Raw genomic sequence first — 22,140 nt, forward strand, 5'->3', positions numbered from 1 at the left:
TTCGGCGCAGCTGCTTCCGCCTCATGGGCTCGGGGCCGCCATGGCCGGGGCGCCGTCGGCGAGGCAGGCGGCAAAGATGCGCGCGACATGCACCGCCTCACGCTGGGCACCGTCCCGGATCTGGTGCCGGCACGATGTCCCGTCCGCGATCAGCAGCGTGTCCGGCGAGGCTGCGCGTACCGCCGGCAGCAGCGACAACTCGCCCATGGCGCGCGACACCGCCGCGGTCTCGGCTTGATAGCCGAACGCGCCGGCCATCCCGCAGCAGCTCGCTTCGATCGTCTCCACCGTGAGCCCCGGGATGAGGCGCAGTGCCGCCTGCACGCTTGCCATCGCGCCGAACGCCTTCTGGTGACAATGGCCATGCAGCAAGGCATTCAGTGTGACGGGGGCGAATCGCGGGAGGAAGCGTCCGGCACGCGCCTCCGCGACGATGAACTCCTCGAACAGGAAGGCAGCAGCGGCGAGGCGGCGGGAGTCCTCTCCGGGCAACAGCGCCAGCGCCTCGTCGCGGAACGACAGCAGGCAGCTCGGCTCCAGCCCCACCACCGGAACGCCGCGCCGCAGGAACGGGGCGAGTGCCGCCAGGCTGCGCGAGAGCTCCGCGCGGCCGCGTGCGACATCGCCGGTCGAGAGAAACGTGCGCCCGCAACAGAGTGGGCGCGACCCGGTCGCCGCGCGCGCGATGTGCACGCGGTAGCCTGCCGAGACCAGGGTCACGAGGGCGGCGTCGATCGTCTCGCGCTCGAAGGTGGCGTTGAACGTGTCGGCCCAGAGCACGACTTCCGGACCACCCTCCGGGCCAGATGCATTCTGCGGCGGCCGGAAACGATCGCGCCGCCACACCGGCAACGTCCGACGCGCGCTGAGACCAAGCAGGCGTTCGGACAGCCGCGCCAGCGGCGGCAGGCGATCGCGTAGGTTGAGCAACGGCGCGAGGCGGCCACCGATCGCGGCATAACGGGGCAGGAAGCCCACCAGCCGATCGCGCAGCGAGAAGCCGTGTTTCGCCGCGCGGGCAGCCTGCACCTCCATCTTCATGCGCGCCATGTCGACGCTGGCCGGACATTCGCGCCGGCAGGCCTTGCAGGATACACAGAGCCTCATTGTGTCCGCCATCGCATCGGACGCCAGGGCATCCGGGCCGAGCTGGCCGGACAAGGCGAGACGCAGGCTGTTGGCGCGACCGCGGGTGACATGCTGCTCGTCGCGTGTGGCGCGGTAGGACGGGCACATGACGCCGCCCGCAAGCGCCCGGCAGGCGCCGTTATTGTTGCACATCTCGACGGCGCCCTGCAGACCGCCCGCTTCCCCCGGATAGTCCGACCAGTCGAGCGCCGGCCGGAACTCCCGTATTACGTAACCGGGTGCATAGCGCAGCAGGCTGCGATCGTCGAAGCGCGGTGCCCGCACGATCTTGCCGGGATTGAGAACGCCCTGAGGATCATCGTGGCGTCCACGAGCTCGATCGCGATCGGCCCGAGTGTCACCAGGTGCTGGGCCGCCTGCATGGCCGCACGGAACGACCCGAAATGACAGACGCCGACCGCACGCCTGCCAAGCAAAGGTGACAGCTTGAGCTCCACTGCCGTGGAATAGGCCAGCGTCCCTTCGGACCCGACGAGGATGTGGGCAAGGTTGACCGAACCGCGACGAGGATCGAGCGCGTCGAGATTGTAGCCGCCGACGCGACGCTGCACTTTCGGGAAGCGGGCGGCGACCTCGTCGGCCTCGCGCATGCCGATCGCCAGGAGTTGCTCGGTGAGGTCGCGCCTGCGCGGGTCGTTGATACTGGCGGGATCGGTTTCGACCTCACCGAAATGCATCGGCGTGCCGTCGGCGAGCACGGCCTGGATCGACGTGACATTGTCGCGCGTGGTGCCGTAGCGGAGCGAGCGGCCACCGCAGGAATTGTTCCCGACCATGCCGCCGATGGTTGCGCGTGACGCCGTGGAGACATCGACCGGAAACCACAAACCATGCGGCTTCAGTTGCCGGTTCAGATCATCGAGCACGATGCCCGGTTCGACCGTGCAGCGCCGGTTCGCGACGTCGAGTTCGAGAATGCGGCGAAGATGCTTCGAGCCATCGACCACAAGGCCGCGATTGATCGTCTGGCCGCTCTGCGACGTGCCGCCGCCGCGGGCGGTGACGGGAATTCCTGCCTCGCGCGCCAGGGCGCACGCGCGCGCGGCCGCCTGCATCGTGCGTGGCACGACCACCCCGGCGGGCATGATCTGGTACTGCGAGGCGTCGGTGGCGTAGCGGCCACGGGTGAACGCGTCGAAATGGACCTCGCCGTCCACTTCATCGCGCAGCCGCGCTTCCAACCCGGTCCGGACCTGGCTCAGCATGGTCTGTCTCCTCGTCACGGGCTCTTCAGGTCGGAATCTCGGGGGCGTGCATGCAAAACACACCCGTCTTGAGTGCAAATAATGTTCTTTGCGTGCAGATTACGCCGCCCCCGCGCGTTGCGCGGCCATCTGGTCGAACGCGGCCGCCCGCTTGTTGCGAAGGTGCCTGAACAGGATGTCGCTCAGCTCGTCGCCGGCGCGGCGTTGCAGCGCGTCGAGAATGGCTTCGTGCTCACGCATCGCCTCACCCCAGCGCTGGCGGTTGCGGGCAAAGTTCGCGCCGTAGCGCACCCTGCGCACCCTCGCCGCGAAGCTGGCGTAGGCAGTTCGCAGGGTGACGTTGCGGGCGGCTTCGACGATGCGCTGGTGAATGTCCTGGTTGAGGCCAAAATAGGCGGGCATGTCGCGCCGCAGATAGAACGCATACATCTGGTGATGCAGGCGCTCGATCTCGACGATTTCCGCATCCGTGATCTGCTCGCAGGCGAGCCGGCCGGCCAACGCCTCAAGCCCGCCGACCACGTCGAAGAGCTCGCTCACATCGTGTTCGCTGAGCGGGCGGATCCTCGCACCTCGATTAGGAAGCAGCTCGACCAGTCCTTCCGCCGCGAGGACCTTGAGCGTTTCACGCAGCGGTGTACGCGAGACCCCGAACAGCGCGCAAAGCTCCCGTTCGGGGATGCGTACGCCTTCGGCGACATTGCCCTCGACGATATGGTCACGGACCTTGACCAGCAGCCCGGCATGCAGCGAGACCGGCACCGCCTCGACCGAGGCGAACGATTCCGACCCGTCGGCAAATACCGCCCGACTCATGCGCGCTGAGAGCCGGTTTGCAAATGCCTGATGCTGGATGAGAGCGGTCCGCAGGACCGCGGCCGACGTGACTTTCCGAGCACCGGAGCGGAGCGGCCTTGATGGCCGTGAGCAGCGGAGCGCAGGAGAGGCGCCCGGCCTTGTAAAGCGGGGGATCGCCAGCAGCAGGTGTTTGCAAACAGGCTCTCAGAACTCATGCGCCCTCCAGAACCCCGTCCTCTGATGTCGATGCGTAAGCCTTGCATCCCCAAAAAGTGAATGCAAGCGCACTTTGCGACCTCCTCGGTTGAATGCAGAGTGTCCGAGGCAGACAACAGGGTGCGATCGATGGCCAGGTCTGGGCAGCATTTCCTTCAGATCCCGGGGCCGAGCCCGGTGCCCGAGCGCGTGCGCCAGGCCATGGACCGGCAGGTGATCGACCATCGCGGCCCGGAGTTCGGGCTGCTCGGACGCGAGGTGCTCGCGGGCTGTCGGTCGATCTTCAAGACCTCCCGCCCGGTGGTGATCTATCCCTCGTCTGGAACCGGCGCCTGGGAAGCCGCCATCGTCAACACGCTCTCACCAGGTGACCGGGTGCTCATGGTCGAGACCGGCCAGTTCGCAACATTGTGGCGACAGATGGCGGGCCGCCTGGGCCTTGAGGTCGAGTTCATCCCTGGCGACTGGCGGCGCGGCGCGCCCCCGGATGCCATCGAGGCGAGGCTGGCGGAGGACCGGACGCACGCGATCAAGGCCGTCATGGTGGTCCATAACGAGACATCGACCGGCGCGCTCAGCAGCGTCCCCGCGATACGCCGCGCCATCGACGCTGTCGGCCACCCGGCGCTGTTCATGGTGGACACGATCTCCTCGCTCGGCTCTGCCGAGTACCGCCATGACGAGTGGCAGGTCGACGTGACGATCGCCTGTTCGCAGAAGGGATTGATGTTGCCGCCGGGTCTCGGCTTCAACGCCATGTCGGACAAGGCGCTCGCGGCGTCGCGGACGAACCGGATGCCGCGTTCCTACTGGGACTGGGCCGAAATGCTGAAGCCGAATGCCAGCGGCTTTTTCCCGTACACGCCCGCGACCACCCTGCTGTACGGCCTGCGCGAGGCGATCGCCATCCTCCACGAGGAGGGTCTCGATGCCGTCTTCGCGCGTCACCATCGCCTTGCCGCGGCCACCCGGGCGGCCGTGCGCGTCTGGGGGCTTGAGGTGCTGTGCCTCGAGGAAGCCGAATACTCGCCGGTGCTGACGGCCATACTGATGCCGTCCGGACATGACGCGGACAATTTGCGCAAGGTCGTGCTCGAGACCTGCGACATGTCGCTGGGCGCCGGGCTCGGCAAGCTCGCCGGGACGGTGTTTCGCATCGGCCATCTCGGCGCCTGCAACAGCCTGGTCCTGGCGGCGGCGCTGAGCGGTGTCGAGATGGGCTTTTCGCGCGCCGGTGTGCCGCATCGTGAAGGCGGCGTCGCGGCGGCGCTGGCCGTGCTCGAAGGACGTGGCGGCGGCGAGGTGCAGACGCAGGCGGGGCGCGGCAGGGCGGCATGACGAGCCCCGGCGTGGGGGGGCCGGCCGATCGCCTGGCGGCGATGCTGGTGCAGGCGATCGCGACCGGCGTCCCGGTCGGCGGTGCGGGGATGCCGGCGATCGAGGCGGAGCGGGACGCCTACCGGGTACAGGCTCTGGTCACCGAGGCCCTCGGACCGGTTGTCGGCTGGAAGGTCGGGCGCAAGTCGCCGCAGGCCGCGCCGACCTGCGCGCCCTTGTTCGCCAGCCGTATGAACCCGTCCGGGGGAACCATCGGGCGGGACGCGTTCCGGCTCTGGCGCCTCGAGGCCGAACTGGCGTTCCGCCTGGCGCGCGACCTGCCACCGGTCGGCAAGCCGCGCGGCCGCGACGAGGTCCTCGCCGCGGTGGGCGAGGTGCTCGCCGTGTTCGAGATCGTCGACAGCCGGTACGCCGCCTGGCCCGACATGGCGCCGGCGATGCTCCTGGCCGATCTGCAGTCGCATGGTGCCATGGTCATCGGCTCGTCCATCCCGATGCCGGCTGCCTCGGCGCTCAAGACCGTGCACGCCCGGCTCGACGTCAACGGGATTCGTGTCGTGGACGCAGGCAGCAACCCTGCCGGCGACATCATCGAACTCCTGGTGTGGCTGGCGAACCAACCGGCCCCGGGCGGCCGGTCACTGCGCGCCGGCGATCTGGTCACGACCGGATCCTTTACCGGCCTCGTGACGCTGCCACCCGGCGGCCACGCCGAAGCACGGTTGAGCGGCGTCGGAACGGTGGCCGTCACGCGCGGACAATGACGTGAAGTGATCCGTGCGTCGCGCCCGCCGTGGCTTGCAGCAGGGCCGTGGCTTGCAGCAGGATTGAAGCAAGAGAACCGCCAAAGCGCGGTCGTCTGGGAGGACATGATGCAAGTCGCAGGCCTTGGCCGCTTGGTGGCAACGCCACGCTTGCGTGCCACACAACGTTCGGCGCTGACCATGCTCGTGGCCGCCGGCGCCGTCAATTATATCGACCGCGCCACGCTCGCGGTCGCCAACCCGCTGATCCGCCGCGACCTGCACCTCTCGATTGCGGATATGGGGTATCTGCTCTCCGCTTTCCTCTGGGCCTATGCCTTCGCTCAGCTCCCGACAGGCGCGATGGTGGACCGGATCGGGCCGCGCAAGCTGCTGACCATCGGGCTCTCACTCTGGTCGCTGGCGCAGGTGCTCGCCGGACTGGTGCAGAGCTTCGGCCAGTTCTTCGGCGCCCGGGTCCTGCTCGGCATCGGCGAGGCGCCGCAATTCCCGACCGGAGCACGCGTCGCGCGCGATTGGTTCAATCCGCGCGACCGCGGGCTGGCCACGGGAATCTTCAACTGCGCCTCCTCGCTTGGTACAGCGATCGGCGTGCCGCTGCTGACCTTCCTCATGCTCAGCTTCGGCTGGCGCGCGATGTTCGTCATCATGGGCGTCGTCGGACTCTTGATCGCATGCTGGTGGTTCGTGCGCTACCGCGATCCGACTTCCGTCGCACTGACACCGGAGGAGAACGCCTATCGCATCCAGGGCGACCCTCCCGGCCACCGCGCGAAGGTGACGTTCCGCGAGTGGCGCAGCCTGTTCCGCTTTCGAACCACCTGGGGAATGATCCTGGGCTATTTCGGCTGCATCTACCTGACCTGGATCTACAGCGCCTGGCTACCCGCCTATTTCGAGATCCAGCGGCACATGACGGTGAAATATACCGGAATCGCCGCGTCCATCCCCTTCCTCTGGGGCGTTCTCGGCAGCGTGCTCGGCGGATATTTCGCTGACTGGCTGCTGCGCCACGGCTTCTCGCCGATGAACAGTCGCAAGTTGCCGGCCGGTGTGGCGCTTCTCGGCACTGCCGCATGCACCGCCGCCGCGGCCTATGTCGAGAGCAATCTGCTCGCCATCATCTTCATCTCTGCCTCGCTGTTCCTCGTGTACGTGACCAGCACCTGCGCCTGGGCGCTGAGTTCCGTCGGCGCGCCGACCAACTGCACCGCCTCGATCGGGGCGATGCAGAATTTCGGTGGCTATCTGGGCGGCGCGCTGGCGCCCACGGTCACCGGGCTCATCGTGCAGATGACCGGCTCATTCGTGCTGGCGTTGGTGGTGGGTGCGGTGATCGGTGTGATCTCCGCCGCCTCCTATCTGTTCATCGTACGCGCCCCGGTGACGGCGGCGGACATGCAGGGGTTGGGAGCCTTGCCAGCCCGCTGATCACGGCGCCTCGGCAGGCCTCCGGGAGGAACAGGCTTTGCAGATCAAGACACTTGCAGGCCGCCCGGCAGCGATCCCCAGACGGCGATATTATGTCTATCTCCTGCTCTTCGTCATGACGATGATCAATTATACCGACCGCGTAAACCTGTCGGTCGCCGCGCACGCCATTGCCCAAAGATTCCACCTGTCGCCGGCGGCCCTCGGCTGGCTGCTCTCGGCGCATATCTGGCCATACATCATCTGCCTCGCTCCCGCCGGGCTGCTTATCGACCGGTTCGGCTATCGGCGGGGCGGCGCCGTGAGCGTCGGCTTCTGGTCGTTCTGCACGCTGGCGACCGCGATCGTCACCACGCCGCTGGCACTCTACGTCGCTCGCGTCGGTCTCGGTGCCGGCGAGGCAGCCAATTTTCCGATCGGCACCCGCGCGATCCGGGCATGGGCGCCACGGCGCGAATACGGCTTCGCCATATCCACCCTGTCGCTCGGGCAGTGGTTCGGCACCGCGTTCGGGGCCATGACGGTCGGCGCCGTCGTTCAGCACTTCGGCTGGCGCGGCGCCTTCGTGTTCACCGGCATGCTCGGCCTCGTCTGGCTCGTTGTCTGGCTCCTCTTCATCAGAGATCCGCAGGAGACCCGCTGGCTCGAGAGCGAAGAGTGTGCACAGATCCTGGCGGAGCGGGAGGTCGGGTCGCACGCATCGGGGGACATTCTGCAGCTGCTTCGGAGCCAATCACTCTGGGCGCTCGGCCTCGCCCAGGGTGCCTTTGTCTATGAGGCCTACATGTTGCTCAGCTGGCTTCCCAACTTCCTCCAGACGCAGCGCGGCATCGCGATCTTCCGATCCGGCCTCTACACCGCGATCATCTACGGAACTGCCGTGGTCGTCAGCATCCTGCTCGCCCGTCTGTCCGATCGGTGGCTCGGCCAGGACGCGCTCCGGCACGGAGCGCGCAAGTGGGTGGTCGCCGCCTCCTTCCTGCCCGCGATGCTGGTCGCGATGATCCCGGCCATCGGCGCCACCTGGATCCTGGTCGCGGCTTTGACAGTGTCGGTCAGCTTTCTGGCGAATGGCATCGCGCTCAACACGGCGCTCTGCAACGACCTTATACGGCGGCCGCAGGACGCGGGTACGGCGGTGGCCCTGTTCACGCTGATCAGCAATCTCGTTGGGGTGACCGCACCGATCGTCACCGGCTACGTGGTCGGCGCGACCGGCCGCTTCAACGGCGCCTTCTGGCTTACCGGCATGATCCTGTTCGCCGGCGTGATCGTGCTTCTGGCACTTGTGGGCGGCCCGATCGGCGCGGCCGAGCGGATGGAGCGCCTCGCATGACCCGCTTCGCCGTGATCGGCCTCGACCATCGCCATGTGTATGACCTGACGGCGGGGCTGCTGGAAGCCGGTATGACGTGCGCCGGGTACTGGCCCGATACGACCGACAAGCGAGTGCTGCAAGGCTTTTGCAAACGCTTCCCCGATCTTGCCGCAGTACTGGATCGGCGCCGCCTCATCGAGGATCCGGCGGTGGACGTGATCGTCACCGCCGCCGTGCCTCGCAACCGCGCGCCGCTCGCCATCGAGGCCATGCGCCACGGCAAGGACGTGCTGACCGACAAGCCGGGCGTGACCGGTGTCGCACAGCTCGATGCGGTCGTGCAGGCGGTCGCGGAAACCGGGCGGATCTTCTCCATCTGCTTCTCCGAGCGCTTCCAGGTTCCGGCGGTCGAGGCGGCGCTGGAGCTGGTCCGGAACGGCGCGATCGGCGCCGTCGTGCAGACGGTCAATCTGGCGCCGCACCGGCTGAACCCCGCCATCCGCCCGGCCTGGTTCTTCGAGCCGGACGCGTTCGGTGGCATATTGTGCGACATCGGATCGCACCAGATCGACCAGTTCCTGGTCTTTACCGGCAGCGAGGACACGCATGTCGCGAGCAGTACCGTCGCTTCGGTCGGTCCGCTGCCATGCGCGGGCTTTCACAATTTCGGCGAGATCGTGCTGCGCAGCGAGCGCGCCATGGGCTACGTGCGGGTGGACTGGTTCACGCCGGACGGGCTCCCGGGATGGGGAGATGGTCGGCTGATCGTCGTGGGCACCGAGGGCAGCATCGAGGTGCGAAAGTATCTTGATCTCGATGGCAGGGCCGGCTCGGATCACCTGTTCCTGACGGATCGGCAAGGCGTCCGCCATCTCGGGTGCGCGGATCGGCCGATCACGTTCTTCCGCAATTTTGCAGCCGATGTCGCTGCCCGCGGTGAGAGCGCGATGGCGCAGGAGCATGTCTTCGCGGTGTGCCGTCTTGCGCTGGAGGCACAGGCCCGCGCGAAGCGCCTGGTCCTCCCGGGCGGGCGGCCGCTGCCATGAGCCGCATCGGCGTTGCCGTGATCGGCCTTGGACCGGCGTCCGAGCCGCATCTGAGGAGCCTGCTCGAACTCGAGGATCGGGTGGAGATACGCTGGGCCGTCAGTCGAAGCACGGCGCGGACGCAGGCGGCCGCCGCGTGCCACGGCGTTCCCGTCACCAACGATGCGCAGCGGGCGATCACCGACCCGGGCGTATCCGCTGTGCTGCTGCTGACGCCGCCGTCGGCGCATCTCGAGCTTGCCGAACAGTGCTTCGGCCACGGCAAGCATGTGCTCGTCGAGAAGCCCCTCGAGACCTCGGTGACACGCGCCCGCCGGCTGGTGTGCGCGGCGCGCGTATCGGGGTGCCGGCTTGGCGTCGTGCTGCAGCACCGCTTTCGCCCAGGCAGCGAGCGCCTGGCCGAGCTCCTGGCCGCTTGCGTCCTGGGCGAGATTGCCGCCGGCTGGGTCACGGTGCCCTGGTGGCGTCCGCAGACCTACTACGACCAGCCAGGGCGCGGAACCTTCGCCCGGGATGGCGGGGGTGTGCTGCTGTCGCAGGCAATCCACACGCTCGATCTGTTCCGCTCCCTCGTCGGCGTCTCGGGCGTGACGGCGGCGCACATCGCGACGACCGGCCTGCATCGCATGGAGGCAGAGGATTATGCCGTCGCGTTGCTGCGCCTGGGCAACGGGGCGCCCGGAATGCTGGCCGCAACCACGAGCTACTATCCCGGGAGCCCGGAGCGGATCGAGATCATCGGGACACGCGGCTCCGCGATCCTGGCAGGGTCGCAACTCGAGCTACGGTGCCTCGACGGAACCGGTGAGGTGGTGGAAGGCGACGGTGGAACCGGCAGCGGCGCAGGGATCATGGACTTCCCGCACGACGCCCATCGGGCATTGCTGGCCGACTTCCTCGACGCGATCCTGGCTGATCGCGACCCGCGCGTGACGGGCGAGGAGGCGCTGGCGACGCAGGAGCTCATCGAACAAATTCTTGCCCAGGGACATCGGACCCCGTCTTTCCCTGACAAGTTGTGAAAGCCTCGCACAGGAAAACACACGTGATGTCCGGAAATTACCGTTTCGTCGTGGCCGCGCTGCTGTTCGGCGCCGGCATCATCAACTACGCCGATCGTGCCGCGCTGGGCGTGGCGGCACCCCTGATCAGCAAGGATCTGGCACTCTCGCCATCGTCGCTCGGCGTTGTCTTCAGCACATTCTTCATCGGGTACGCCATCTTCGCCTTTGTCGGCGGCCAGCTCGCCGACCGCTACGGGCCGCGGCGGGTCTATATCTGGGCGGCGACCGGCTGGTCCCTGCTCAGCGCCCTGACGGGTGCTGCGACCGGCTTCGTCTCGCTGCTCGTGGTGCGCGCCCTGTTCGGCTTTGCCGAGGGCCCGATGAACTCGACCACCAATCGCACCATCACCAACTGGTTTCCGCGTGAAGAGACCGCGCGCACGATCGGCTTCACGTTCTCCGGCCAGACCGTCGGCAGTGCGATCGCGGCGCCGGTTGTCGGCCTGCTCATGCTCGCCTCCAGCTGGCGCGTGGCCTTCCTGCTGACCGGGCTGGCGGGCCTGCTCTGGGTGCTGGCATGGCGCTTCCTGGTCACCGACCTCCCGCAGCAGAACGCGCGCGTCGGACGCGAAGAGGTCGCGATGGTGGCGGCGAGCCGCGCGGTGCCGGTGGTGCCGCCGTCCGACCGTGCCCTGCCGCTCGGCCGCTATCTGCTTCGCGCCAGCACGCTCTCGCTCGGCCTGGGCATGTTCGCGGTCAACTACACGCTCTACATCTTTCTCTCCTGGCTGCCGAGCTATCTCACCGGCGCGCTTCACCTGAACCTGAAACAGATGTCCTTCGTCGCCGCGATTCCGTGGGCGTGCGGTTTCGTTGGTTATGTGGGGGGCGGCATCGTCGCCGACGCGCTCTATCGTCGCTCGTCGGACCGACTGCTCGCGCGCAAGCTCACCACGATCGTTCCCTTGGCGCTCGCGGCCGTGGCGCTGATCGCGGTGAACGCGGCGCACGGCGCCGCCGTCGCGGTGACGCTCATTGCAGCCGCGGTCATGCTGCTGACCAGTTCGGTGCAGTCGTGCTGGGCAACGATCCACGAGCTGGTCCCCGAGACCCGGGTCGGCGCGGTCAGCGGCTTCATCCATCTTCTGAGCAACATCTCCGGGATCATCGGGCCGATCGTCACTGGTTTTGCGGTGCAGTATCTCGGCGGCTACAACAGCGCCTTCGTGATTGCCTCGATGCTGGCGCTGGCGGGAGTGGTGGCGATGAGCGTCTTCGTTCGCCGTCCGGCCGGCCCGGGTACTCAGGCGCCCTTGCGAAAGCGCGTCTCGACGGCGCGCAGATAGGCCTCCCGGGAGGGAGCCAGATGGTTCCGGCAGAGCGTCACCAGCTCTTCCCGGTCGCCACGCTCCAGCGCCCGGATCATCTCCTCGTGCTCATCACGCGCCCGCAGCAGATGGGTGCGGCTCGTCGCCGAATAGAAACGGGCGCCATGCACCTTCTGGGCCGCGCTGCGAATAAGGCTCGAGAGGTAGGGATTCTCGCAGGCGCAGAACAGCCGGTCGTGGAAGGCCAGGTTGGCGCGGAAGGCGCTGCGCGGATCATGCGCCGCGACGGCGCCCGTATGGTCCGCCTGGATGGCTTGGAGTGCCTCGAGCAGGAGGCGGTCGGCCGGGAGCCTGATCTGCTCGGCGGCGAGCGTCTCAAGCGCTTCGCGGACCGAATAGATCTGCCGCACCGCGTCGGGCTCCAGCATGACCACGGCGGCGCCCTTGTTCGGAACACGCTGCACCAGTCCCATTCGCTCCAGCTCGGACAGCACCTCGCGGACGACGTGCTTCTTGCATGCGAACTGCGCCGTCAGCCGGTCCTCGAGCAGCCGCTCTCGCGGCATCAGCCATCCGAGCACGATCTGTTCCTCAAGAGCGCCGACGATCTCCTGCACGCGCGCGGACGCGGGCTCCCGGGCCGGAAGCACTGCCGTGTCCTCGCCGGTGTTCATCCCGGGTTCGGCCACGCGGGAGCGGCGGTTTTCGCCGGCGGCACGAACGATGAGAAATCGCAGCCGCCATCCGCCTGCAGCACCTCGTTGTCCCAGAGGCGCCGATAGCCGCGGGCGACCTCAGGAGATCCGCTGGGAGCCGCGAGATCCCGCCGGCGTGCGGCAAGCGTGGCGTCGTCCAGCAGCACGTCGATGCGTCGTCCCTCGGTATCGAGACGGATCGTGTCGCCGGTGCGGACGAGCGACAGCGGTCCACCGACGGCTGCCTCCGGCGAGATATGCAGGACGATCGTACCGAAGGCGGTCCCGCTCATGCGGGCGTCCGAGATCCGCACCATGTCCTTGACGCCCTCGCGCATGAGCTTCTTCGGGATCGGCAGGTAGCCAGCTTCCGGCATGCCCGGCGCGCCGCGGGGACCGGCGTTCTGCAGAACCAGAACCGTATCCGGCGTCACCGCCAGGGCCTCGTCGTCGATGCGCGCGGCGAGATCGGCGAGGTCGGCGAACACCAGCGCCGGACCGGTATGCTGGAGCAGCGCCTGGTCGGCCGCGCATTGCTTGATGAGGGCGCCGTCCGGCGCGAGGTTGCCGCGCAGCACCACCATCGCGCCGGACGCATAGATCGGCTCCGCGAGCGGCCGCACCACGGACTGCTCGAACGGCGCATCGCCGTCATCCAGCTCGGCGCCCAGTGTGCGGCCGGTGACGGTCAGGCAATCAAGCGACAGCATCGGCCGCAGAGCGCGCAGGATCGGTAGCAAGCCGCCGGCCCGGTGCAGGTCCTCCATGTAGCCCTGCCCGGTCGGCTTGAGATCGACCAGCACCGGCGTCTCGCGGCCCAGCCGGTCGAAGCCGTCGAGCTCGACCCGTATTCCCGCGCGCCCGGCGATCGCGGTCAGGTGGATCAGCGCATTGGTCGAGCCGCCGACCGCCAGCATGGTCCGCAGCGCGTTGGTGACCGAAGCGGGCGTCACGATCCGGTCCGGGGTGAGCCGCTCGGCGGCAAGCGCCACGGCGCGTGTCCCGGTCTGCTCGGCGTGTCGCCGGCGCGCGGCGAGGACGGCCGGGATCGCCGCACCCCCCGGCAGCATCATGCCCAGCGCCTCGGCAGCGAGCGCCATCGTGCTGGCCGTCCCCATCACCGAGCACGTGCCGACCGTCGGCGCGAGCTCGTCGTTCACGGCGGCGATCGCTGCCGCGTCGATCGCACCGCCTCGATACTGTGCCCAGAACCGCCGGCAGTCGGTGCACGCGCCGAGCCGCTCGCCGCGCCAGCTGCCGGCGAGCATCGGGCCGGTCACCAGCAGGATCGCCGGCACATTGGCGCTGATCGCCCCCATGAGCAGCGCCGGCACCGTCTTGTCGCAGCCGCCGATTAGCACGACGGCGTCCATCGGCTGCGCCCGGATCATCTCCTCGGTGTCGATCGCCATCAGGTTGCGCAAGTACATGCTGGTCGGAGAGGCGAAGCTCTCCTGGATGGAGATGACCGGGAACGCGACCGGGATGCCGCCGCTCAGCATCACCCCGCGGCTCACCGCCTCGACCAGGTCGGGCACGTTCTGGTGGCAGGCATTGAAGCCGGACCGCGTATCCACGATGCCGATCACCGGCCGGTCGAGCGCGTCGTCGGTGTAGCCGAGCGCCTTGATGAAGGCCTTGCGCAGGAATACGGAGAATTCGGCGTCGCCGTACTGGGCGAGGCTGCGCCGCATGCCGGTCGGTTCGGAAGAGTTGCTCATGGCCCACCTGCTGCCTGTCCCGGTAGAGGATAACGCGAGCCGGATTGTTGACAATCCTGTCGACGCCGCTGAACATCGACTGACCGCACAAGCTGGGACCGCATGGGTCCGATGGGAATGCGGCAAATTGCTCGTTCGGCCATGACGTCGGACGCCCGCAGGGGAGCCCGCTGATGCGTCCGTTCGAAGGCGGGACCGCAGCGCTCTACGACCGGGTCGCGCTTAGGCTGATGCCGATCCTGTTCGCGAGCTACATCGTCGCATATCTCGACCGCGTGAATGTCGGCTTCGCCAAGCTGCAGATGCTGGCCGACCTCCGGATCAGCGACGCCGCCTACGGCCTCGGTTCGGGCATCTTCTTCATCGGCTACTTCCTCTTCGAGGTGCCGAGCAATCTCGTGCTCAGCCGCGTCGGCGCCCGCCGCTGGATCGCCCGCATCCTGATCACCTGGGGCGTCATCTCGGCTGCAACTGCGCTCGTCCGCACCCCGGTCGAGTTCTACTGCGTGCGCTTCGCGCTTGGCGTCGCCGAGGCCGGATTCTTTCCCGGCATGATCCTCTACCTGACGTTGTGGTTCCCGTCCTGGCGGCGCGCGAAGATGGTCGCGGTGCTGATGGCAGGCAATCCGGTCTCCGGCATCATCGGCGGACCTCTCTCGGGCGGGATCATGCGTTGGCTCGGTGGCGCCTGGCACATCGCGGGCTGGCAGTGGCTGTTCGTGATCGAGGCGCTCCCGGCGATCCTGCTCGGCGGTGTCGTCTGGCTGTTCCTGCAGGACAGGATCGCGGACGCGACCTGGCTGAGTGCACCCGAAAAGGCGCAGCTCGCATCGGCGCTTGCTGCGGAATCGCGCACCAAGACCACCATGGCGCTGCGATCGGTCATCGGCAGCGGGCGTGTCTGGCTGTGCTGCGCGATCCTGTTCGGGATCGTGATGGGATCGTACGCAATCGGCTTCTGGCAGCCGACGATCATCCGGCAGACCGGCGTGCGCAACCCGTTCACCATCGGCCTGCTCACTACCCTGCCCTACTCGCTGGCGCTGGTGTGCATGATCGCGACCGGCCACCACGCCGACCGGACGCGCGAGCGGCGCTGGCATGTCGCAGCACCCGTGCTCCTCGCAGCAACCGGATTCGTGCTCTGCACGCAAGCGGGTGCCAGCACCACACTCGCGATGGCCGGCCTGGTGCTGGCGGTGATCGGCGTCGTCACCGCGCTGCCGATGTTCTGGGCGCTGCCGACGTCGTTCCTCGGCGGCACGGCTGCTGCCGCCGGGATCGCGCTGATCAACTGCACCGGCAATCTCGCCGGCTTTGTCAGCCCGACCATCATCGGGTACCTCAGGACGCAGACCGGCACGCTCGGCTCCGGGCTGGTCCTGGTGGCGGCCTGTCTCGTCGCGTCCGCGTTGCTGATCCTGTTCGCGGTGCCGGCGCGGCTCGTCGACCGCTGAAAGATTTGCGAGAAAACGAAGGGTGATCGGGATGAGCGAGCAGGTCAGGGTGCTGACACTGGGCGACATGGGCGCTCACGAGCAGGCGGCGTTGCGTGCCCGCTTCGACCTCGTCGCAGCCGCCGATGCGGCCGCGGTCGGCCGCGACGACACCGTGCGCGGCATCGTCACGCGCGGTCGCACGCGGATCGATGCCGCCCTGATGGACCGCCTGCCCGGCCTCGAGACGATCGCGACGATCTCGGTCGGCTACGACTCGATCGACGTCGGGGAGACAGTCCGGCGTGGCATCGTCGTCAGCCACACGCCGGACGTGCTCAATGACGAGATGGCCGACTTCACGGTCGGGCTGCTGCTCGCGACGCTGCGCCGACTGCCGGCCGCCGAGCGCCACCTGCGCGCGGGGCGCTGGCGCAACGGGGCGGAATTTCCGTACTCGCCGTCGCTGCGCGGCCGGACGATCGGGATCGCCGGCTTGGGCCGCATCGGCGGTGTGATCGCCCGCCGGCTCGAGGCCTTTGACGTGCCGATCGCCTATTTCGCCCGCAGCCCGCGTGCTGCCTCGCCGCATGCCTATCACGACAGCCTGCTGTCGCTGGCGACCGCCTGCGACACGTTGATCGTCGTGTTGCCGGGAGGGGCTGCAACGCGCCACGCGATCAATGCCGACATCCTCGCAGCACTCGGACCGGACGGGGTGCTGATCAACGTCGCCCGCGGCTCGGTCGTCGACGAGCCGGCGCTGATCGCGGCGCTGCAACGCGGCGACATCCTGGGCGCCGGTCTCGACGTCTTTGCCGACGAGCCGCGCGTGCCGGATGCGCTGCTCGCCCTGGAGCAGGTCGTGCTGCTGCCGCATGTGGGCACCGCCACGCACCATACGCGCGGCCGCATGGGCCAGCTCGCCATCGACAACGTCATCGCCTGGTTCGACGGCCGCGATGTCCTGACGCCGATCCCGGAATGCGCGGGCCTCCCCAGCCGGCGTCCGCCGGCCCGACCCTGAACCTTTAGCGCGAGGACAGACGATGCCGCTCGACCACACCGCCCGCGGGGTCTTTCCGATCGCGCCGACGCCGTTCGACACGGACGGCCGGATCGACTTCGCCTCGATCGAGCGGTTGACCGCCTTCTACCGAGAGATCGGCAGCGACGGGATGACGGTGCTCGGCGTGCTCGGGGAGGCGCCGAAGCTCGACGGCGTCGAGGCGCTCGACGTGGCGCGCTGCTTCATCCGGGCTGCCGGTGCGCTGCCCGTCATCGTCGGCGTGTCAGCGCCGGGGTTCGCTGCCATGCGCGGCCTGGCGCTTGCGTCGATGGAGGCGGGCGCCGCCGGCGTGATGATCGCGCCGCCGAACACGCTGCGGACGGACGACCAGATCGCTTCCTACTATCGAGGGGCCGCGGACGCGATCGGGCCTGGCGTGCCGTGGGTGATCCAGGACTACCCTCTGAACTTCTCGGTGGTGATGTCGCCGGGGGTGATCCGCCGCATCGTCGACGAGAACGGGTCCTGCGTGATGCTGAAGCACGAGGACTGGCCGGGCCTCGAGAAGATCAGCGCGCTCCGGGCGGCGGAGCAGGTCGGTACTGGCCGGCCGATCTCGATCCTGTGCGGCAATGGCGGCCTGTTCCTCGATTTCGAGACCGAGCGCGGCGCCGATGGCGCGATGACCGGCTACGCCTTTCCCGACATGCTGGTCGACTTGGTCAGCTTGCAGTCGGACGGACGACGCGACGACGCACACGACCTGTTCGACGCCCACCTGCCGCTGCTGCGCTACGAGCAGCAGCCGGGCGTGGGGCTCGCGGTGCGGAAATACGTGATGGCGCGGCGCGGCCTGATCGCCTCCGACACGCAGCGCAACCCGGCGGCGCGGCTCACCCCGACCGCCCGCGCCGAGATTGACTATCTGCTCGCACGGCTCTCGACACGGGATGCGCGGGCAGGCTGCTGAGCGGACGCGGCGTCAGCCCTACGGCGCAAGCGCTTCCAGCCCCGCCTCCGCGTAGGCCTGTCGCGTCTGCGGGTCGTCGAGCAGTGCCAGGAAGCGCCGCGCCGCCTCGTCATGCGCCGTGCCGGCCAGGAGCGCGCCCGAGAACGTCGCGGCGGTTCCGAGCGGCCCGGGCAGGCTGCCGACGATCTCGACGCCTGGCACCGCCATGAGCTCGCTGATCTGCTGCACCGCGATGTCGGCCTCCCCCGCATTCAGTCGTTCGGCGGTGAAGCCGGCCGGGATGATCGTCGCCCGCGCGTTGATCTCCGCGGCAATCCCGAGCCGCTCGATCGCGGCCGCAAAATGGATGCCGCTCGCGCCACCCCGCGAATAGCTGACCGAGCGGGCGGCGAGCAGTGTCTGCACGGCCGCCTCGAGCGTGTCGATCTCGGGATGCACCGCGCCGCGCGGCACCGCGATCCCGATGCGCGAGCGCACCAGGTCGATCCGGCTCGACGGGTCGATCGTGCCGTTCCCGGCCAGCCGGTCCATGGCTTCGGCGGTCACGACCAGCAGGTCCGCGCGCTCGCCCGCTTCGAGCTTCTTCAGCAGCACGCTGGTCGGCGCCCAGTCCATCTCGACCTGCAGGCCTGCGCCGGCGAGGCGCGGCAGCACCACCTCGTCGACGGGGCGACGGAGCACGAGCGCCAGCATCGCCCGGATCACGCCGACCTCACGCACGACGCACGAAGTCCGGCGTCAGCTCGTCGAGCCGGTTCACCCCGAGCAGCGCCATGTCGCGATGGATCTCGTCCTTCAGGATGGTCATCGCGTGCAGCACGCCGGGCACGCCGCCGATCGCCGCCGCGAACATCAGGGGGCGTCCGACCAGCACGAAGTCGGCGCCGAGTGCCAGCGCCTTCAGCACGTCGGTGCCACGCCGGATGCCGCTATCGACGATGACCTTCATCGCCCGCTTCTCAGTCCCGAGTTCGGCCAGCACGTCGAGCGGCGCCGGCGCATAGTCGAGCTGCCGTCCACCGTGGCTCGAGAGGATGATCCCGTCCGCGCCGCATTCGCGCGCGCGAACCGCGTCCTCGACGGTGAGCAGGCCCTTGACCAGCAGGTTGCCATCCCAGCGTCGGCGGATCGCCTCGAGATGACGCCACGACAGCCTGTCGCGTGCGGTCGTGTTGCGCAGCGCCCGCGACATCATCGGCGGCCCGCGTTCCGCCTCGGTGTTCTCGAAATGCGGCGCGCCGTGCCGCAGGTAGGTGCGTGCGACGACGCCGAGCAGCCAGCGTGGGTGCAGCGCGCTTTGCACCGCGACCTTCGGCGTCACGCGGATCGGCATGCTGAAGCCGCTGCGGATGTTGTGCTCGCGATTGCCCAACACGGGCGTGTCCGCGGTCACCACGAGTGTCCGGTAGCCGGCCCCCTGCACGCGATCGACCAGCCGGTCGATGCGGAGCTGGTCGCCTGCCAGGTAGGCCTGGAACCACGCGTCCGGATTGCGCGCGATCACGTCCTCGAGGCTGATCAGCGCCGATGCGCTCAGGATCATCGGGACGCCCATGCGCGCGGCGGCTTCGGCGAGAACGAGATCCCCGCGATACGCCACGAAGGCGGCACCGCCGAGGGGGGGCACCCCGAACGGCGCGCGATAGGTGCTGCCGAACAGCGTGACCGACTGGTTGCGCGCCGCCGTGTCGACCATCATCCGCGGACGGAAGCGGTAGTGCTCGTAGGCGCCCGAGGCCGCGCGCATGGCGGCTCCGGTCTCCACGCCACCGGCGACGTACTGGAAGATCATGGGCGGGAGGTGGCGCCGCGCGTGGCGCTCGAAGTCGTCGAGGGCAAGCAGGTCACGAAACCGGAACGGCGTTGCCTCGGCGCTGCGCTTCACGCTGGTCCTGAAACTCTCGGACGACGTGATGCCCGGGGCTGCGCCATCTTGTGTGGTAGCGGCGCCGTCTTGTGTGGTGGCCGACATGATGCTCCTTGTCGTGGGCGGAAACCGCGCGCCCTGGATAAACGCGTCGCGACGGTTAGTTTTCCCGCACCAGTGGAAGGATCGCGCATGGCCTGTCGCATCGTCCTGCTGCACGCGACCCCGGTGGCCATGGAGCCGATCCGGTCCGCCTTCGCGCAGCGCTGGCCGGAGGCCGAACCGGTCAACCTGCTCGATGACGCGCTCACGATCGATCGCGCGCGGGAAGCCGAACTCTCCGAGGCGATGATCGACCGCTTCGTGGCGTTCGGTCTGTACGGGCAGAGCCTCGGCGCCGCGGGCATCCTCGTCACCTGCTCGGCGTTCGGACCCGCCGTCGACCGCCTGGCCGCGCGATGCGCGGTTCCGGTGCTCAAGCCGAACCAGGCAATGTTCGAGGCGGCGGCCGCGCACGGCAGGCGGATCGGCATGCTCGCGACCTTCGCGCCGTCGGTCGCGACGATGACGGACGAGTTCGACCGTTTCGTGGCCGAGAGCGGCCGTCCCGCGACGCTCGAGACGATCGTGGTGGATGGCGCGATGGCGGCACTCCGGCGCGGCGACGCGGAGGCACACAACCGGCTGATCGCCGCGCGCGCAGCAGCACTCGTCGGTTGCGACGCGATCATGCTCGCGCACTTCTCGACCTCCCGCGCGTTCGCCGCCGTGAGCGAGGCGGTCTCGGTCCCCGTCCTGTCCGCGCCGGAACTGGCCGTGGATCGGATCCGGGCGCTCGTCACCGGTCCGGCGACGGCCTGACCGATGCGAGCACCCCGCTACGCCTATATCGGCTGCTTCACCACCGCGACGCGCGGCGCACGCGGCGACGGGATCGATGTCCACGCGATCGACCCGGCGACCGGAGCGTGGACCCGCATCCAGCACCTGGCCGGCCTCGTGAACCCGTCCTTCCTGGTCCTCGCTCCAGACCGGCGGACGCTGTACGCCGTACACGGCGACGCCGGCTATGCGAGCGCGTTCGCGCGCGACGAGGCGACCGGGCTGCTGCGTCCGCTCGGACAGGCCGCGACCGGCGGCAGCAATGTCGTCCACCAGGCGATCGCCCCGTCCGGCCGGCACCTAGTCATCGCCAACTATGGCTCCGGCTCGGTCGCCGTCCTGCCGATCGGGGATGACGGGTCGCTCGCGCCGTTCAGCTTTCTCGCGCCGATGCCAGGCAGCCCCGGTCCGCATCGCGTCGAGCAGGCCGGATCGCACCCGCACCAGATCCTGTTCGACCCGTCCGGTCGCTTCGTGCTGGTGCCCGACAAGGGCCACGACGACGTCGCGGTGTTCGCGTTCGACGCGGATCGGGGCACGCTCGAGCTCCACTCCGTATTGGCGTCGCGTCCCGGCGCCGGACCGCGCCACGCGGCGTTCCATCCCAGTCGGCCGGTGTGCTGGGTGCTGAACGAGCTGAATTCGTCGGTGACCACGTGTCGCTGGGCCTCCGGCCGGCTCGAACCGGTCGCGGTCATTCCGACGCTCCCGGGCACCTTCTCTGGCGCCAGCACCGCGGCGGCGATCGCCACGACGACGGACGGACGCATCGTGTACGCCTCCAATCGCGGACATGACAGCATCGCGGCCTTCGCGACGGACGCCGCAGACGGCCGCCTCCGTCAGCTCGGCTGGACGCGCGCCCCCGGGCGGGGTCCGCGCTTCATGGCCTTGCAGGACGATATCCTTTTCGTCGCAAGCGAGCAGGACGATCTGATCGGCCGCTTCGTGCCGGGCGATGGCGGCGTGCTCGACCCGGCGGGCGAGATCGTGCCGTCGCTGAGCCCGGTCACGATCGCCTTCGCGTAGCCCCCGCCTTGTCTCACCCGTCGTCTCACCCTTCCGGCAAGGCGGCGCGGAACCGGACGTCGAGCAGGTCCTCGAACACGCGGATCATGGCACCCTTGTCCTCCCCGCCATGCCCGCGCCGGAGCGCCGTCTGGTAGGTGGCGGTTGCCGCGGCCAGGACGGGTAGCGGCACGCCGAGCCGGGCGGACAGCGACGCGCCGGCGACCAGGTCCTTGTAGGCCGCCGCCATCGGATAGCCGTCGGAGAACTGGCCGCGCAGGATGCGCGGGACGAAGAACTCCGAGGCGTGACTCCGGCCCGTCCCGGTATTGACGACATCGGCCATTCTCGCGGGGTCGAGGCCGAGCCGGGCGGCGAACGGCAGTAGCTCGGCAAGGGCGGCCGCGTTGATGTCGAACAGGAGCTGGTTGATCAGCTTGGCCGCCTGGCCGCTGCCGGACGGTCCCATATGGAGGATCGTCCGGCCGATCCGCTGCAGCAGCGGCAGCGCGCGCGCAAACGCGTCCAACGTGCCGCCGCACATGACCGTCAGGGTGCCGTCGATCGCGCGCGCCTCCATGCCGGAGACCGGCGCGTCGAGGAATGCGATGTCCCGCGCATGCAGGGCCTCGCTGAGCAAGAGCGTCTCGGCGTGGTCGGTCGTGCCGAGATCGACCACCAGCGTGCCTGTCGCGAGACGTGGCGCGAGCCCGTCTTCACCGAGAAGCACCGAGGCAACCGCCTCGGCGTCCGGCAGGCAGAGGAACACGACATCGGCGCCGGCGAGATCCGCCGGGCGGCTGGTGACGCAGACGCCGCGGGCGCTGAAGGCGTCGAGGGCGCCCCCACTCCGGCTGCACACCGTGAGGTCCTCGCCCGCGCGCGCGAGGTTGAGCGCGATCGGACGCCCCATCTGGCCGAGCCCTGCAAAACCAAGCCGCACCGCATCTCCTCT

The 22,140-nt window shown here is 68.8% G+C and carries 20 protein-coding genes; 12 read left to right on the top strand and 8 right to left on the bottom strand.

The window, feature by feature from the left end; genetic code table 11:
- Positions 1-21 precede the first annotated feature (21 nt).
- The 3 genes from ACQY4O_RS05665 to ACQY4O_RS05675 form a co-directional block, all read right to left on the bottom strand.
- Complete coding sequence (locus ACQY4O_RS05665; protein WP_428375239.1) at positions 22-1,413, bottom strand: (Fe-S)-binding protein; 1,392 nt, start codon at positions 1,411-1,413, stop codon at positions 22-24.
- The gene (locus ACQY4O_RS05670) at positions 1,356-2,354 is read right to left on the bottom strand and encodes an FAD-binding oxidoreductase (RefSeq protein WP_428375240.1); all 999 of its coding nucleotides are present in this window, start codon (positions 2,352-2,354) and stop codon (positions 1,356-1,358) included. Before ACQY4O_RS05670 ends, ACQY4O_RS05665 begins: the two co-directional genes overlap by 58 nt.
- Before the next feature lie 99 nt (positions 2,355-2,453).
- Entirely contained in the window at positions 2,454-3,116 is a 663-nt protein-coding gene (locus ACQY4O_RS05675) for a GntR family transcriptional regulator (RefSeq protein WP_428375241.1), read from the bottom strand.
- 381 nt (positions 3,117-3,497) lie between these two features.
- Between ACQY4O_RS05675 and ACQY4O_RS05680 the strand changes: the two genes are divergently transcribed.
- The 7 genes from ACQY4O_RS05680 to ACQY4O_RS05710 all read left to right on the top strand — a co-directional run bounded on the left by ACQY4O_RS05680 (position 3,498) and on the right by ACQY4O_RS05710 (position 11,615).
- Positions 3,498-4,706, top strand: coding sequence for a pyridoxal-phosphate-dependent aminotransferase family protein (locus ACQY4O_RS05680; protein WP_428375242.1), 1,209 nt, complete (start codon positions 3,498-3,500; stop codon positions 4,704-4,706).
- Positions 4,703-5,470 carry a 2-keto-4-pentenoate hydratase gene (locus ACQY4O_RS05685; RefSeq protein ID WP_428375243.1) on the top strand — a complete coding sequence of 256 codons (768 nt, stop codon included), beginning with the start codon at positions 4,703-4,705 and terminating at the stop codon, positions 5,468-5,470. Before ACQY4O_RS05680 ends, ACQY4O_RS05685 begins: the two co-directional genes overlap by 4 nt.
- Before the next feature lie 6 nt (positions 5,471-5,476).
- Entirely contained in the window at positions 5,477-6,901 is a 1,425-nt protein-coding gene (locus ACQY4O_RS05690) for an MFS transporter (RefSeq protein ID WP_428375244.1), read from the top strand.
- 115 nt (positions 6,902-7,016) lie between these two features.
- Complete coding sequence (locus ACQY4O_RS05695; RefSeq protein ID WP_428375245.1) at positions 7,017-8,237, top strand: MFS transporter; 1,221 nt, start codon at positions 7,017-7,019, stop codon at positions 8,235-8,237.
- Entirely contained in the window at positions 8,234-9,265 is a 1,032-nt protein-coding gene (locus tag ACQY4O_RS05700) for a Gfo/Idh/MocA family protein (RefSeq protein WP_428375246.1), read from the top strand. The genes ACQY4O_RS05695 and ACQY4O_RS05700 overlap by 4 nt, the downstream gene beginning before the upstream one ends.
- Complete coding sequence (locus tag ACQY4O_RS05705) at positions 9,262-10,287, top strand: Gfo/Idh/MocA family protein (RefSeq protein WP_428375247.1); 1,026 nt, start codon at positions 9,262-9,264, stop codon at positions 10,285-10,287. The genes ACQY4O_RS05700 and ACQY4O_RS05705 overlap by 4 nt, the downstream gene beginning before the upstream one ends.
- 26 nt (positions 10,288-10,313) lie before the next feature.
- A complete protein-coding gene (locus ACQY4O_RS05710; protein ID WP_428375248.1) occupies positions 10,314-11,615 on the top strand; it encodes an MFS transporter in 1,302 nt (433 codons plus the stop codon).
- Here ACQY4O_RS05710 and ACQY4O_RS05715 read toward each other — a convergent pair.
- The gene (locus ACQY4O_RS05715; RefSeq protein WP_428375249.1) at positions 11,573-12,271 is read right to left on the bottom strand and encodes a GntR family transcriptional regulator; all 699 of its coding nucleotides are present in this window, start codon (positions 12,269-12,271) and stop codon (positions 11,573-11,575) included. The two genes, ACQY4O_RS05710 and ACQY4O_RS05715, sit on opposite strands and share 43 nt — an antisense overlap.
- Entirely contained in the window at positions 12,268-14,013 is a 1,746-nt protein-coding gene (locus ACQY4O_RS05720; protein WP_428375250.1) for a dihydroxy-acid dehydratase, read from the bottom strand. Before ACQY4O_RS05720 ends, ACQY4O_RS05715 begins: the two co-directional genes overlap by 4 nt.
- Before the next feature lie 173 nt (positions 14,014-14,186).
- Here ACQY4O_RS05720 and ACQY4O_RS05725 point away from each other — a divergent pair, with 173 nt between their 5' ends.
- From ACQY4O_RS05725 to ACQY4O_RS05735, 3 genes are read left to right on the top strand one after another with little or no spacing between them, the layout of a single operon-like run.
- The gene (locus ACQY4O_RS05725; RefSeq protein ID WP_428375251.1) at positions 14,187-15,470 is read left to right on the top strand and encodes an MFS transporter; all 1,284 of its coding nucleotides are present in this window, start codon (positions 14,187-14,189) and stop codon (positions 15,468-15,470) included.
- 31 nt (positions 15,471-15,501) lie between these two features.
- On the top strand, positions 15,502-16,476 hold the full coding sequence (locus ACQY4O_RS05730) for a 2-hydroxyacid dehydrogenase (RefSeq protein WP_428375252.1): 975 nt from the start codon (positions 15,502-15,504) through the stop codon (positions 16,474-16,476).
- A 22-nt stretch (positions 16,477-16,498) separates the two neighbouring features.
- Positions 16,499-17,428 (top strand): dihydrodipicolinate synthase family protein, encoded by a 930-nt coding sequence (locus ACQY4O_RS05735; RefSeq protein WP_428375253.1) that lies wholly within the window; start codon positions 16,499-16,501, stop codon positions 17,426-17,428.
- An 18-nt stretch (positions 17,429-17,446) separates the two neighbouring features.
- Here the strand turns inward: ACQY4O_RS05735 and ACQY4O_RS05740 are convergent, their stop codons facing one another.
- Entirely contained in the window at positions 17,447-18,148 is a 702-nt protein-coding gene (locus tag ACQY4O_RS05740; RefSeq protein WP_428375254.1) for a molybdate ABC transporter substrate-binding protein, read from the bottom strand.
- On the bottom strand, positions 18,141-19,400 hold the full coding sequence (locus tag ACQY4O_RS05745) for an alpha-hydroxy acid oxidase (protein ID WP_428375255.1): 1,260 nt from the start codon (positions 19,398-19,400) through the stop codon (positions 18,141-18,143). The genes ACQY4O_RS05740 and ACQY4O_RS05745 overlap by 8 nt, the downstream gene beginning before the upstream one ends.
- Before the next feature lie 87 nt (positions 19,401-19,487).
- On the opposite strand from ACQY4O_RS05745, the gene ACQY4O_RS05750 reads away from it, so the two are divergent.
- Together ACQY4O_RS05750 and ACQY4O_RS05755 are read left to right on the top strand one after the other, a co-directional pair.
- Positions 19,488-20,156, top strand: coding sequence for an aspartate/glutamate racemase family protein (locus ACQY4O_RS05750; RefSeq protein ID WP_428375256.1), 669 nt, complete (start codon positions 19,488-19,490; stop codon positions 20,154-20,156).
- A gap of 3 nt (positions 20,157-20,159) precedes the next feature.
- Positions 20,160-21,206: a lactonase family protein gene (locus tag ACQY4O_RS05755; protein WP_428375257.1), complete on the top strand. Its 1,047-nt coding sequence runs from the start codon at positions 20,160-20,162 to the stop codon at positions 21,204-21,206.
- A gap of 25 nt (positions 21,207-21,231) precedes the next feature.
- On the opposite strand, the gene ACQY4O_RS05760 is transcribed toward ACQY4O_RS05755, so the two are convergent.
- Entirely contained in the window at positions 21,232-22,128 is an 897-nt protein-coding gene (locus ACQY4O_RS05760) for an NAD(P)-dependent oxidoreductase (RefSeq protein WP_428375258.1), read from the bottom strand.
- Positions 22,129-22,140: the final 12 nt, after the last annotated feature.

The organism is Lichenicoccus sp. (assembly GCF_965277665.1).
GTDB lineage: Bacteria > Pseudomonadota > Alphaproteobacteria > Acetobacterales > Acetobacteraceae > Lichenicoccus.